The organism is Bradyrhizobium sp. Kon37, from assembly GCF_055807535.1.
The window spans coordinates 141907-154521 of record NZ_JBVVOY010000015.1; the positions used below are offsets into that span (position 1 = coordinate 141907).

General features: G+C 63.4%; 11 protein-coding genes. 8 read left to right on the plus strand and 3 right to left on the minus strand.

What is annotated here, in order from left to right:
- Positions 1-12: 12 nt before the first annotated feature.
- The 3 genes from AC0L3J_RS25200 to AC0L3J_RS25210 form a co-directional block, all read right to left on the minus strand.
- Positions 13-1515, minus strand: coding sequence for a sugar ABC transporter ATP-binding protein (locus AC0L3J_RS25200; RefSeq protein ID WP_473348660.1), 1503 nt, complete (start codon positions 1513-1515; stop codon positions 13-15).
- 6 nt (positions 1516-1521) lie between these two features.
- Positions 1522-2544 (minus strand): sugar ABC transporter substrate-binding protein, encoded by a 1023-nt coding sequence (locus tag AC0L3J_RS25205; protein WP_199198585.1) that lies wholly within the window; start codon positions 2542-2544, stop codon positions 1522-1524.
- A gap of 142 nt (positions 2545-2686) precedes the next feature.
- A complete protein-coding gene (locus tag AC0L3J_RS25210; RefSeq protein ID WP_473348661.1) occupies positions 2687-3091 on the minus strand; it encodes a globin in 405 nt (134 codons plus the stop codon).
- Between the two features lie 478 nt (positions 3092-3569).
- On the opposite strand from AC0L3J_RS25210, the gene AC0L3J_RS25215 reads away from it, so the two are divergent.
- The 8 genes from AC0L3J_RS25215 to AC0L3J_RS25250 all read left to right on the plus strand — a co-directional run bounded on the left by AC0L3J_RS25215 (position 3570) and on the right by AC0L3J_RS25250 (position 12553).
- Positions 3570-3944: a DUF2946 family protein gene (locus AC0L3J_RS25215; RefSeq protein ID WP_473348662.1), complete on the plus strand. Its 375-nt coding sequence runs from the start codon at positions 3570-3572 to the stop codon at positions 3942-3944.
- 84 nt (positions 3945-4028) lie between these two features.
- The gene (locus AC0L3J_RS25220; RefSeq protein WP_473348663.1) at positions 4029-6236 is read left to right on the plus strand and encodes a TonB-dependent receptor family protein; all 2208 of its coding nucleotides are present in this window, start codon (positions 4029-4031) and stop codon (positions 6234-6236) included.
- Between the two features lie 141 nt (positions 6237-6377).
- The gene (locus tag AC0L3J_RS25225) at positions 6378-6896 is read left to right on the plus strand and encodes a copper chaperone PCu(A)C (protein ID WP_473348664.1); all 519 of its coding nucleotides are present in this window, start codon (positions 6378-6380) and stop codon (positions 6894-6896) included.
- A gap of 26 nt (positions 6897-6922) precedes the next feature.
- On the plus strand, positions 6923-7438 hold the full coding sequence (locus AC0L3J_RS25230; RefSeq protein WP_456769618.1) for a YcnI family copper-binding membrane protein: 516 nt from the start codon (positions 6923-6925) through the stop codon (positions 7436-7438).
- Positions 7438-9000: a copper resistance CopC/CopD family protein gene (locus AC0L3J_RS25235; RefSeq protein WP_473348665.1), complete on the plus strand. Its 1563-nt coding sequence runs from the start codon at positions 7438-7440 to the stop codon at positions 8998-9000. Before AC0L3J_RS25230 ends, AC0L3J_RS25235 begins: the two co-directional genes overlap by 1 nt.
- 153 nt (positions 9001-9153) lie before the next feature.
- Positions 9154-10473, plus strand: coding sequence for a proline--tRNA ligase (gene proS, locus AC0L3J_RS25240; RefSeq protein ID WP_007610920.1), 1320 nt, complete (start codon positions 9154-9156; stop codon positions 10471-10473).
- A gap of 90 nt (positions 10474-10563) precedes the next feature.
- Positions 10564-11844, plus strand: a complete 1281-nt coding sequence (locus tag AC0L3J_RS25245) for a lipoprotein-releasing ABC transporter permease subunit (protein ID WP_007603606.1) — start codon at positions 10564-10566, stop codon at positions 11842-11844.
- Positions 11845-11851: 7 nt separating this feature from the next.
- Positions 11852-12553: an ABC transporter ATP-binding protein gene (locus tag AC0L3J_RS25250; RefSeq protein WP_007603608.1), complete on the plus strand. Its 702-nt coding sequence runs from the start codon at positions 11852-11854 to the stop codon at positions 12551-12553.
- The last annotated feature ends 62 nt before the right edge of the window (positions 12554-12615 follow it).

Below are 12615 nucleotides of genomic sequence, written 5' to 3' on the forward strand. Positions count from 1 at the left end.
TGTGCTTCTCCGTCACGCCGCTTCCAGCAGGCGGTCCTTGCTGACCGGCTCGTTCGTGAATTCGCGCACCAATGCGCCGCGCTTGAGCACGAGGATGCGGTCGGCCAGCGACAGCACCGTTTCCGGCTCGGTCGACAGCACGATGATCGCGAGCCCCTTGGCGCGGAGATCGCGGACGATGTTGATGACGTCGTTCTTGGCTCCGACATCCATGCCGCGGGTGGGCTCGCACAGCACCAGGAGTTTGGGCGGATAGGTCAGCCATTTCGCCAGCGCGACTTTCTGCTGATTGCCGCCGGAGAGCATGCCGAGATCGAGCCCGACCACCGGCGGTCTGATCTGGAGCTGCTCGACCTGGCGCTGGGCAATGTCGCGCTCCTGCGCCGGCTTGAGCAGCAGCGCCGAGATGCGATCGAGAATGCTGATCGAGATGTTCTTGTAGACCGGCTCCTGGTGAAACAGCATCGCGCGCCGGCTCTCCGGCACCAGCGCCACGCCGGCGCGCCGCGCCGCCGCCGTGCTGGCGAAGGTCTTGGGCTTGCCCTCGACCGCGAGCGTGCCGCCGTCCGGCTTCAGCTTGCCAAACAGGATGCGCGACAGTTCCTGCTGGCCGCAGCCCATGAAGCCGTAGATGCCGAGCACTTCACCGGCGCGTGCCTCGAAGGAGATGTCCTTCAGGCTGCGCGCCAGCGACAGCTGGTCAACCCTCAGCACCACCGAGCTGTCGCTCGGCCGCGGCAGCATCAGATCGTCGCTATAGCTGTGCTCGAGCGCTTCGCCGCCGCGGCCGATCATGGCCTCGATCAGCGCGCCCTTGCTGGTGGCAGCACTTGCGGTCTCCGCGACCTTCCGCCCGTTGCGGAACACGGTCACCGTGTCGGACACCCGCAAGATGTCCTCGATGAAATGCGAGATGAAGACAATCGCCGTGCCTTCCTCGCGCAGCCGCCGCAGCGTCGCGAACAGTCGCTCGACCTCGGGTGGTGAGAGGGCGGAGGTCGGCTCGTCCAGGATGACGATGCGCGCGCCGGAGAACAGCACGCGCGCGATCTCGATCAGCTGCTGGAGTCCGATCGGGAGATCGCCCAGCCTGCTCATCGGATCGACGTCGATGCCGAAGCGGGCGAGCTGCTCGCCGGCCTCGCGCGCCATCCGCCGCCATTGCACGAGGCCAAGCCGGTTGGTCGGCTGGTTGCCCAGAAACACGTTCTCCGCGACCGTGAGGTCGGGCGCGACGGACAGCTCCTGGTGCACCATGGCGATGCCGGCGCTGTGAGCGTCGCGGGCCGAGCGGAAATGCGTCTCCTGTCCGTCGACCAGGAAGCGACCGGAGAATTCGGTGTGCACGCCGGCGATGATCTTCATCAGCGTGCTTTTTCCCGCGCCGTTCTCGCCGACGAGACCATGGATCTCGCCGGGTGAGAGCGCGAAGTCGACACCACGAAGCGCCTCGACGCCGCCGAAGCTCTTCGTGATGCCCTGCAGTTCCAGGATGGGCGAACGATCCTCTCGCATGAAGGCTCAGATCAGGAAGTGATCCTGCATCCACTGCATGCCGGCGGCGTTGGCCTTGGTCACGACCGGACCGTCGGTGACGACGTTCTTGGGAATGCCCTGTCCGCTCTTTTCGCCGCCGACCACGGCGGAAACGCCCGCGATGACGGCGCCGCCATGAATCCGGCAGGACGGATTGCGAACGGTGGCGAACATGCGGCCTTCGCTGACGGCCTGGATCGCCGGCGGCATCGCATCGACACCGCCGATCAGGATGTTGGTGCGGCCCCGCGCCTTCATGATGTTGGCGGCGGCGAGCGCCATGTCGTCATTGTGGAAGAACGCCGCGTCGATCTGCGGATACTTCGTCAGGTAGGTTTCCCAGAGACGTGCAGTCTTGGAGACGTCCCAGTCGGCCGGCTGGGTGTCGAGCACCTCGATCCCGGGGAATTGCTTCACGACATTGTTGAAGCCCTTGGCGCGACCTTGCGCGCCGGTGTGGCCGAGCGCGCCTTGCGTCATGATGATCTTGCCCTTGCCGCCCATGGCGTTGCACAGCGCCTGCGTCACGGAGGCGCCCATGAACTCGTTGTCGGGGGCGAGGAAGGAGTGGACGTTGATCTGGTCCAGCGGCGCGATCAGCGTGTCCATGTCGATCACGGGCGTGCCGGCGTCGATCATTTTCTGCACCGGCTGGGTGAGGGTGCCGATGCCGAAAGCCTGGATCGCGACGAAGTCCCATTTCTGCGACGCCATGTTGTCGATCGCCGCGCGTTGCTTCACGGCGTCGAGCTGGCCGTCGAACCAGGTGACCTCGACATTGAACAGCTTGCCCCAGAATTCCGCGGCCTGCTTGCCCTGGGCGCACCAGGTCGCCTGGAGGCCCGCGTTGGAGAACGCCGCCTTCAGCGGCTTCTCGCTGCGTCCGACTTCGGCTGCAAGGGCGGGGTTTATGCCCATGCTGCCGAGGATGGCAGTCGCGGCGCCGGCGGTTGCTGCCGCCTGAAGAAGATCGCGCCTCGTCGTCGAGAAATCTTTCGTCCCGGACATCGCTCGCTCCCATACAATTTTATCTTCGGCGCGTCATTGATTGCGCGACCGATGTCCGAAAGTGTCTCACAAGAGTTGGTGCCACTCAATCCGCAATCAACGGCGGGATCGCCGCGAGCCCGTGTTGGTGCAGCGCAAAGCGTCAGGCCGGGATACCCGCGAACGCGTCGATCTCGATGAGCAGTCGGTCCCAGGCCTGCGCGATGTTCGGCGACCATTCATCGCGCAGAAGATCGCGCAGCGTATCCCTGATGACGGCGAAGAAGGCGATGAACAGCTCGCGCGGCGTGCCGTAGCCATCGTGCGAGGCGACCTCGCACGCGATCAACCGGAAATGCCCCCGGCGATCACCGGCGAAGTCGAGAATCGCCTCGATCGTGAGTGCGAGCATCGATCCCATCACGAGTTCGCTGCCTTGCGTGCGGAACATCGCCCGCGTTTCGGGATGCTGTTCGAACAGCCGCTGATAGACGTGTGGCGTGAGATCGGTGCAACGCGAGGCTGCAAGTTCAAAGCTCTGTTCGATCGGATTGGGAGAAGCATTCATCGGTGCTTTAGCCCCGCAGACAAAAAAAGAGCGGGGCCCTAGCCCCGCTCGAAAATTGTGTCGACCCTATTATCCCCGATTCTAAGATTTGATCTTGATTGGCGGGGCGACGCTGCATTTTGCGCGTCAGGGGCTCCTCCCGAGACTTGGACCACCAGACTTCGACCTCGCGGCCAGCCTGAGCAAGGGGATGCTAGATCAACTTTTCTCACTTGTCATCATTTTCGGCAACGAATGTTCAAAATTCGAGCATTTGACGAAACGATCGGGCTTTCGGCACTGTAAGCATATGACAAATATAAGAAATCTGTGCATGGGGCCGGGTGCTCGACTGCCTCAAATGCCGGAGGTTCCCTCCCGCGGGCGGCCGGACCACAGTTTTCCGGGAAGTTTGCGCTGGATTAAGGAGGCGGCGGAACCGGGCTCGACTCGGCCATCCGCCGGTGTTTAGTTAGTAGACGAACGAATGGTTCGGCGGATGCGCGCACGGCTGCAAAAATTCCTCCCCCTGGTCCTGCTCGCTTTGGTGATGCAGGTGCTGGCGCCGATTGCCGCCTGTCTGGCGGCCGGCCAGGCCGTGGCCGATCCGCTGTCTGCCGCCGTCATCTGCCACAGCGTGAACGAGCAGGGCGGCCTGAACGATCCGGCTGGTACGCCGGTCGCACATGCCGGTGCCTGCGCCCTCTGTTGCCTGGCGCAGATGGGCGCGTCGCTCGATTCGCCGCCGCACGCCGCGCTTTCCGTTCCCTTCCGCCACGCGGAGCGCGTGGTGTGGCACGCGGCGGAGGCATCCGCCGGCGCCGTCCATAAGGGCTCGAGTGCCCAGGCGCGCGCGCCGCCTCAATTTTCCTGACGACTCTCGTGATCGCAGCGGTCCGCCGCAGGCGATTGATGCTGTCGAATGGCCGGAGAGAAAGCCCGGCGTCAGGAATGCCCCATGTTACGTTGTCATGCCCGCCGTGGTGTGAGCGTCGTTGCCATTCAGGCCGCGCTGCTTGCGTCGTCGAGCGGAGCCTTTGCCCAAGGCAGCAGCGCAGTGCTGCCGCCAATCACCGTAGAGGCGCCTCAGCAGAAGCGTGCGTCGGCGATCCGACCGCCACGCAATTCTGCGCGATCGGCCCGCGTCACGCGAAGCCTGCGAACGACCCCATCACCGCAGCAAACCGCGAGCGAACAGAGTGCAGGGGCTCCGGGTGCCCTGACGGTTCTGACTGCGCAACAAGCGCTGGCGGAGATTAACCAGACTCCGGGCGGCGTGGCGCTCGTCTCGGCCGAGGCGTACAGGAACTCGACGCCGTCCAACACGATCAAGGATGTTCTGGATTACGTGCCCGGCGTGTACGCCCAGCCCAAATGGGGCGACGACACCCGCCTTTCGATCCGCGGGTCCGGCCTGTCGCGCAATTTTCATCTGCGCGGTGTGCAGCTCTATATGGACGGCATTCCGATCAACACTGCGGACGGCTATGGCGATTTCCAGGAGATCGATCCGAGTGCCTACAAATATGTCGAAGTCTTCAAGGGCGGCAACGCGCTTCAATTCGGCGCCAATTCGCTGGGAGGCGCGATCAACTTCGTGACCCCGACCGGCCGCGACTCGTTTTCGAATGGTGTGTCCTTCGATGTCGGAGGATTCGGCTACAAACGACTTCAGGCGAACGCAGGAGGCGTCAACGGGCCGTGGGATGGTTTCGTGACCGCTTCCACGCAGGCCGCAGACGGATTTCGCGATCACAGTTTTGGCTCGAGCAACCGTTTGAGCGGTAATGTGGGCTACCAGTTCTCCCCGGATGTCGAGACCCGGTTCTACCTCAATGCCAACGAAGTGCGGCAGCGAATCCCGGGTACCGTGACCAAGACATCCGCTTTGACCGATCCGGAAGCTGCTGCACCCGCGAATGTTGCGATGGATCAGCAGCGCAATATCGATACCGTTAGGCTCGCCAACAAAACCTCCGTTCGATTCGATGACACCAAAGTTGAATTCGGCGCCTTTGGCGTCGATCGGCATTTGATGCATCCGATTTTCCAGTGGCTGGACTACCGTTACAAAGACTACGGCGGATTCGCGAAGATCACGGATGACCGCACCATTGGCGGCTTCCGCAACAGATTGGTCGCGGGCGTAAATGTGCTGAACGGCAGCATCGACAACCAGCAGTTCGCCAACATTGGCGGGCAGAAGGGTGCACTGCTTTCTTCCTCGATCGATCGGTCGGAGAATACCTCCGCCTATGTCGAAGACAGCTTCTACGTCATTCCAAATCTTGCAGTGATCGGCGGCACGCAATTTCTGTACGCGACCCGCAATCGGCAAGACCGTTTCCTCAGCGACGGGGATCAATCGGGGGCAACGCGCTTTAATCTCTGGTCGCCGAAAGGCGGTGTGTTGTGGCAAATCGATCCGAGCTGGCAGGCCTTCGCCAATGTCTCGCGGAGTGCCGAGGTGCCGAGCTTTGGCGAAAGCGCGATTGGTCCCGGCATTCCGACGATCCCGTTCACCAGCATCCGCCCGCAGATTGCGACCACGTACGAAATCGGGACTCGCATGAAGCGACCTGATTACGCCTGGGAACTGACGGCCTACCGGGCCAACATTCGCGACGAATTGCAATGCCTCTATAGTGCTTTCGGCAATTGCAATGTGACCAATGCCGATCGCACCATCCATCAAGGCATCGAGGCCGGCGCGGGCGCAGCGATCTTTCGTGACATCTTCGTCAACGGCCCGGCTCCGGACAAGATCTGGCTGAATGTCGCTTATTCCTTCAACGACTTCCGCTTCGACAAAGATCCGACCTTCGGAAACAATCGATTGCCGGGAGCTCCAAATCACTACCTGCGCGCGGAGCTTCTCTACAAGCACCCTACCGGGTTCTATGTTGGACCCAACGTCGAATGGGTGCCGCAGGCCTACTTCGTCGACAGCATGAACACGCTGACGACAGAGCCCTACGCGCTGTTGGGATTGAAGGCCGGCTTCGATAATGGCGGCCCGATGTCTGCCTACATCGAGGGGCGCAATCTCACCAACAAGACCTACATAGCCAGCGCGAGCATCATCGATCGAGCGACGGCGACGTCAGCATTGTTTGAGCCGGGCACGGGACGGGCAGTGTACGCTGGAATGAGGTATCGATGGTGACGTGCAAATGGGCGCTTGGGTCTATATTCGGCTCCGCGGCAGGCCGGCATTCCGAATGCCGATGCTGACGGTGGCGGAAGGTCGTCGTGGAAGAAGGCAGGGCCATTCTCGGCCCGATCAATCGCGAAAGAGGCAATCAACATGAAGACTATCGGACGAACTCTCCTCGCAATTTCACTGTTGCTGACCGCCTGTGCCGTCGCGCAGGCCGAGGACGTCAAGGCCGGCGATCTCGTCATCTCGCAGGCGTGGAGCCGGGCGACACCAGGCGGAGCCAAGGTGGCCGGCGGCTATCTGACCATTGAGAACAAGGGCACAGTGGCAGACAAGCTGGTCAGCGTTTCCGCCGATATCGCGGGGAAGGCTGAGGTCCACGAGATGGCGATGGACAATGGCGTGATGAAGATGCGCTTGCTCGACAAGGGCCTTGTGATCGAACCGGGCAAGACGGTGAAGTTCGCCCCTGGCGGCTATCACTTGATGCTCCAGGAGCTGAAGGGCCCCTTCAAGCAGGGCGACAAGGTGCCGGTGACGCTTCAGTTCGAGAAGGCCGGCAAGGTCGCCGTCTCCCTCGACGTCCAGGGCGTCGGCGCGCAGGCGCCCGGCGACAGTGGGCACATGATGAAGAAAATGCCTGATCATTCGGGAATGAAGATGTGATGAAACAGATCAAGCCTTCCATGACAATGCATCGAATCCTTGCGAGTCTGATCGCGGCGCTCGCAGCGTCGCCCGCGGCGGCGCATATCACGCTAGAGACCAAACAGGCGGCGGTCGGCGCCTACTACAAGGCCGTCTTCGCCGTGCCGCACGGCTGCAAGGGCTCGCCCACGGTGAAGATCCGGGTGCAGATTCCGGAAGGCGTGATCGCGGTGAAGCCGATGCCGAAGGCGGGCTGGACCGTCGATATCGTCGAGGGCAAATACGCCAATGAGTACGACTACCACGGCAACAAGCTTTCCTCCGGCGTCAAGGAGGTGGCCTGGTCCGGCGGCAAGCTGCCGGACCACAATTACGATGAGTTCGTCATCAGCAGCTTCCTCACCACGAGCCTGAAGCCGAATACGACGCTGTATTTCCCCGTCGTCCAGGAATGCGAGACGGGCGTCAGCCGCTGGATCGAGATTCCCGCGGATGGAACCGGGCATTCGCACGAGGACAAGTCACCGGCGCCTGGCCTGAAACTCCTGCCGAAACCCTGATGCGCCTGCTCGCCGCGCTCGCGACGCTGCTCCTCTTTGTCGGCTTCGCGACCGGCGCCTCGGCGCACGCGGCGCTGGTCGCGGTCGAGCCGGCGAGCGGCAGCATGCTCGCGAGCGCGCCGAAGACGGTGGAGTTGCGCTTCAACGAGACGGTGACGCCGGGCGCGATCCAATTGATCGACGGCGCGGGCAGGGCGCGGGATGATTTGCGCGTCAACGCATCGGGCGAGATCATCTCGGTTGCGATGCCGGCGGACATGCCGCAGGGCACGGCGGTCGTCAGCTACCGCGTGATCTCGCAGGATGGCCATCCCGTCGCGGGATCGGTGATCTTCTCGATCGGCATGCCGACGGGGACGCAACCTCCCGCAACCGCCGATGCCGGATTGAACGTGCTGATCTGGCTGGCGCGGGTCGGTCTCTATCTTGGCCTGTTCGTCGGCGTCGGCGGCGTGTTCTTTGCGCGCTGGGTTGCGTGGTCGATGACCGGCATAACCGTGCCGTGCGTGGCGCTCGCCATCGGTGTCCCGAGCGCGGTGGTCTCCCTTGGTGTGTTGGGGGTGGATCTCCTCGGGCTACCGCTATCCGCTCTCGCGACGATGGCTCCCTGGAAAGTCGCATTCGGGACCAGCGCGGGCCCGGCCTCGCTCGTGGCCGTCGCTGCAATGCTGTTCGCATTGCTGGCGCTAGGCAGCGCGTGGTGCGCGCGCGCTCTGGCGATCATTGCCTTCGTCGGCGTCGGCTTGTCGCTGGCCATGACCGGGCACGCCGCTACGGCATCGCCTGAACTATTGACCCGGCCGTCAATCTTTCTCCATGGTCTCGGTGTCGCCTTGTGGATTGGGGCCCTCGCGCCGCTGGGCGCCCTGTTGTCAAAGCGACCCGCCGCGGCATTGCCCGTCGTGAACCGCTTTGCTCGCATCGCCGCGCCGGCCGTTGGCGTTCTCGCATTGACCGGCCTCACGCTCGCCATCGTCGAGCTTGAGAAGCCGTCTGCATTGGTCGAGACCCGCTATGGACTGATCCTCTCGATCAAGCTGGCGTTGGTGCTCGTGCTGCTGGCGCTTGCCGCGCTCAACCGCTTCCGCCTGACCCCGGCTCTGGCGGGGGATCACAAGGCCGCGCCGGCACTGAGGCGCTCGATTGTACTCGAATGCGCCATCGCGCTAGGCATCTTCGCCGTCGTGGCCGGTTGGCGCTTCACGCCGCCGCCGCGAACGATCGCTCCGGAGACGCCGCTGGCGATCCACATCCACACCGACAGGGCGATGTTTCAGGTCCTGGTCTCGCCGGGCAAGGCGGGTATCGACGATTTCGTCCTGCAGCTCATGACCGGCGAGGGGGCGGTGCTCGGGGCCAAGGAGGTGACGCTGACGCTAAGCCTGCCCGAACGCGGCATTGAGCCGATGGAGCGGAACGCCTCGCTCGGGCCGGACCGCTACTGGCACGTGCGCAAGGTCGAGCTGCCCTTTGCCGGCCGTTGGCATGTGCGGATCGACGCGCTGGTGACCGATTTCGAGAAGATCACGCTGGAGGACGAGTTCGAGGTGGCGGCGCCCTGAACCCGGCTCTTCGGCACCTCGCGTCGAATCTGAAGTCGACGGAAAAATGACAGGAATTCCGCTGTGTTAGCGGGTTTTCCTCATTCCCGGTCTTGTGTTTTGGCTCCCAATCCGGTTTCACTGCAAGCCATCACTGATTCCTCGAGTATTGCCATGCGGTTGTCGCGGTTCTTTCTGCCCATCCTGAAGGAAAATCCGAAAGAGGCGGAGATCGTCTCGCATCGGCTGATGCTGCGTGCCGGCATGATCCGGCAGGAGGCCGCCGGCATCTATGCCTGGCTGCCGCTCGGCTTCCGCGTGCTCAAGAAGATCGAGCAGATCGTGCGCGAGGAGCAGGACCGGTCCGGCGCGCTGGAACTGTTGATGCCGACGCTTCAGCTTGCCGATCTCTGGCGCGAGAGTGGCCGCTACGATGCCTATGGCCCCGAGATGCTGCGCATCGCCGACCGGCACAAGCGTGAGCTGCTGTACGGGCCGACCAACGAGGAAATGATCACCGAGATCTTCCGCGCCTATGTGAAGTCCTACAAGAGCCTGCCGCTCAATCTCTATCATATTCAATGGAAATTCCGCGACGAGCAGCGCCCGCGCTTCGGCGTGATGCGCGGCCGCGAGTTCCTGATGAAGGACGCCTATTCGTTCGACCTCAACGAGGCCGCGGCGCGCGTCGCCTACAACAAGATGTTCGTCGCGTATTTGCGCACCTTCGCGCGGATGGGGCTGAAGGCGATCCCGATGCGTGCCGAGACCGGCCCGATCGGCGGCGACCTCAGCCACGAGTTCATCGTGCTCGCCGAGACCGGCGAATCCGGCGTGTTCATCAATCGCGACGTGCTCGACCTGCCGGTGCCGGGCGAGGACGTCGATTATGAGAGCGATTTGACGCCGATCATCAAGCAATGGACCTCGGTCTATGCGGCGACGGAAGACGTTCACGACGCCGCGCGCTTCGAGCAGGAAGTGCCCGCGGACAAGCGGGTGAACACCCGCGGTATCGAGGTCGGGCAGATCTTCTATTTCGGCACGAAATATTCCGACGCGATGAAGGCGCTGGTGGCGGGCCCCGACGGTGTCGACGTGCCGATCCATGGCGGCTCCTACGGCGTCGGCGTCTCCCGCCTGCTCGGCGCCATCATCGAGGCCTGCCATGACGATGCCGGCATCAAATGGCCGGAGGCCGTTGCCCCGTTCCGGGTGTCGATTCTCAACCTCAAGCAGGGCGATGCCGCGGTCGATGCGGCCTGCGAGAAGCTCTATGCGGAGCTGTCCGCCAAGGGCGTCGACGTGCTCTACGACGATACCGACCAGCGCGCCGGAGCCAAATTCGCCGCCGCCGACCTGATCGGCATCCCCTGGCAGATCATGATCGGGCCGAAAGGGCTCGCCGACGGCAAGGTCGAGCTCAAGCGGCGAAGTGACGGCGCCCGCGAGACCATGTCGCCTGCGGACGCGGTCGCAAGACTTGTGGGCTGATAAGGCTGGTCGGCTGAATATTGTTCATCGCCCGAGATCGCGGCCGCCAATCCGGCCACATTTGACCCCGAATCATGGGACTATCGAGCGATGGATGAGACCATGACCGAAACCGTTCAAACCGCGCCTTTTGCGCCATTCGAGTGGATGCTGTCGGCGCGTTACTTGCGGGCGCGCCGAAAGGAGGGATTCATCTCGGTCATCGCCGGGTTCTCCTTCCTCGGCATCATGCTGGGCGTGGCGACGCTGATCATCGTCATGGCCGTCATGAACGGCTTCCGCAAGGAGCTGCTCGACAAGATCCTCGGGCTCAACGGCCACATCCTGGTCCAGCCGCTGGAATCGCCGCTGACCGACTGGAAGGACGTCGCCGACCGCCTCAGCCAGGTCCAGGGTATCCGGCTCGCAGCGCCCGTGGTGGACGGCCAGGCGCTGGCGTCATCGCCCTGGAACGCCTCCGGCGTCCTGGTGCGCGGCATCCGCTCCGACGACCTCAACAACCTCACCTCGATCGCCAAGAACATCAAGCAGGGCTCGCTCGAGGGCTTTGACGACGGGCAGGGGGTCGCGATCGGCCGGCGCCTCGCTGACCAGCTGTCGCTGCACGCCGGCGACAGCATCACGCTGGTGGCGCCGAAGGGCGCGGTCACCCCGATGGGCACGACACCGCGCATCAAGCCGTACAAGATCGCTGCGGTGTTCGAGATCGGCATGTCCGAGTATGATCTCGGCTTTGTGTTCATGCCGCTCGCGGAGGCGCAGGCCTATTTCAACCGCAGCAACGACGTCACCTCGATCGAGGTCTTCACCACCAATCCGGACCAGATCGTCGCGTTCCGCCAGGCGGTGACGGAGGCGGCGGGCCGGCCGGTGTTCCTGGTTGATTGGCGCCAGCGCAACTCGACCTTCTTCAACGCGCTCCAGGTCGAGCGCAACGTGATGTTCCTGATCCTCACAATGATCGTGCTGGTCGCGGCGCTCAACATCGTGTCCGGCCTGATCATGCTGGTGAAGGACAAGGGCAGCGACATCGCAATCCTGCGCACGATGGGAGCCTCGCAAGGCTCGATCATGCGCATCTTCCTGATCACGGGCGCTTCGATCGGCGTCGTCGGTACGATGGTCGGCTTCATCGTCGGGCTGGTGATCTGCCTCAACATCGAGTCGATCCGGCAATTCCTGTCCTGGCTGACCAGCACCGAACTGTTTTCGCCAGAACTCTATTTCCTGTCGAAGCTGCCCGCCGAGATCGACATCGGCGAGACCTCGGCCGTCGTCATCATGGCGCTGACGCTGTCGTTCCTGGCGACGCTGTATCCGTCCTGGCGCGCTGCGCGCCTCGATCCCGTCGAAGCGCTGCGGTACGAGTGAGGGGCTGATGGAGAGCCAGGGGGCGGAAGATGTACCGGTCATTTATCTCCACGAGATAAAGCGCCAGTACTTGCAGGGCGAGGTGCCGCTGACGATCCTCGACGGCGCCAAGCTCGCGCTGTGGGCGGGCCAGTCCGTCGCGCTGGTGGCGCCGTCCGGCTCGGGCAAGTCGACGCTGCTGCACATTGCGGGGCTGTTGGAAGCGCCCGATTCCGGCGAGGTCTACGTCAACGGCGCGCCGACCTCGCAACTGCCCGACATCGAGCGCACCCAGCTTCGCCGCACCGACATCGGCTTCGTCTACCAATCGCACCGGCTGCTGCCGGAGTTCTCGGCGCTGGAGAACGTGATGATGCCGCAGATGATCCGCGGCCTCAAGAAATCCGAGAGCGTCAAGCGCGCCAAGGAGATCCTCGGCTATCTCGGCCTCGGCGAGCGCATCACGCACCGTCCGTCCGAGCTGTCGGGCGGCGAGCAGCAGCGCGTTGCGATCGCGCGCGCGGTGGCCAATGCTCCGCGGGTGCTGTTTGCGGACGAGCCGACCGGCAATCTCGATCCGCACACCGCCGACCACGTTTTCCAGGCCCTGATGCAGCTCGTCAAGGCGACCAAGGTCTCCATGCTGATCGCGACCCACAACATGGAGCTCGCCGGTCGCATGGACCGCCGCGTGTCGTTGTCGAACGGCCAGGTGGTCGAGCTCGAGTAAAAAACCCTCGAAAACAACCCCATGCACAGTAGCCAAGTGCTTGGCCGGACTAACAAAAAAAT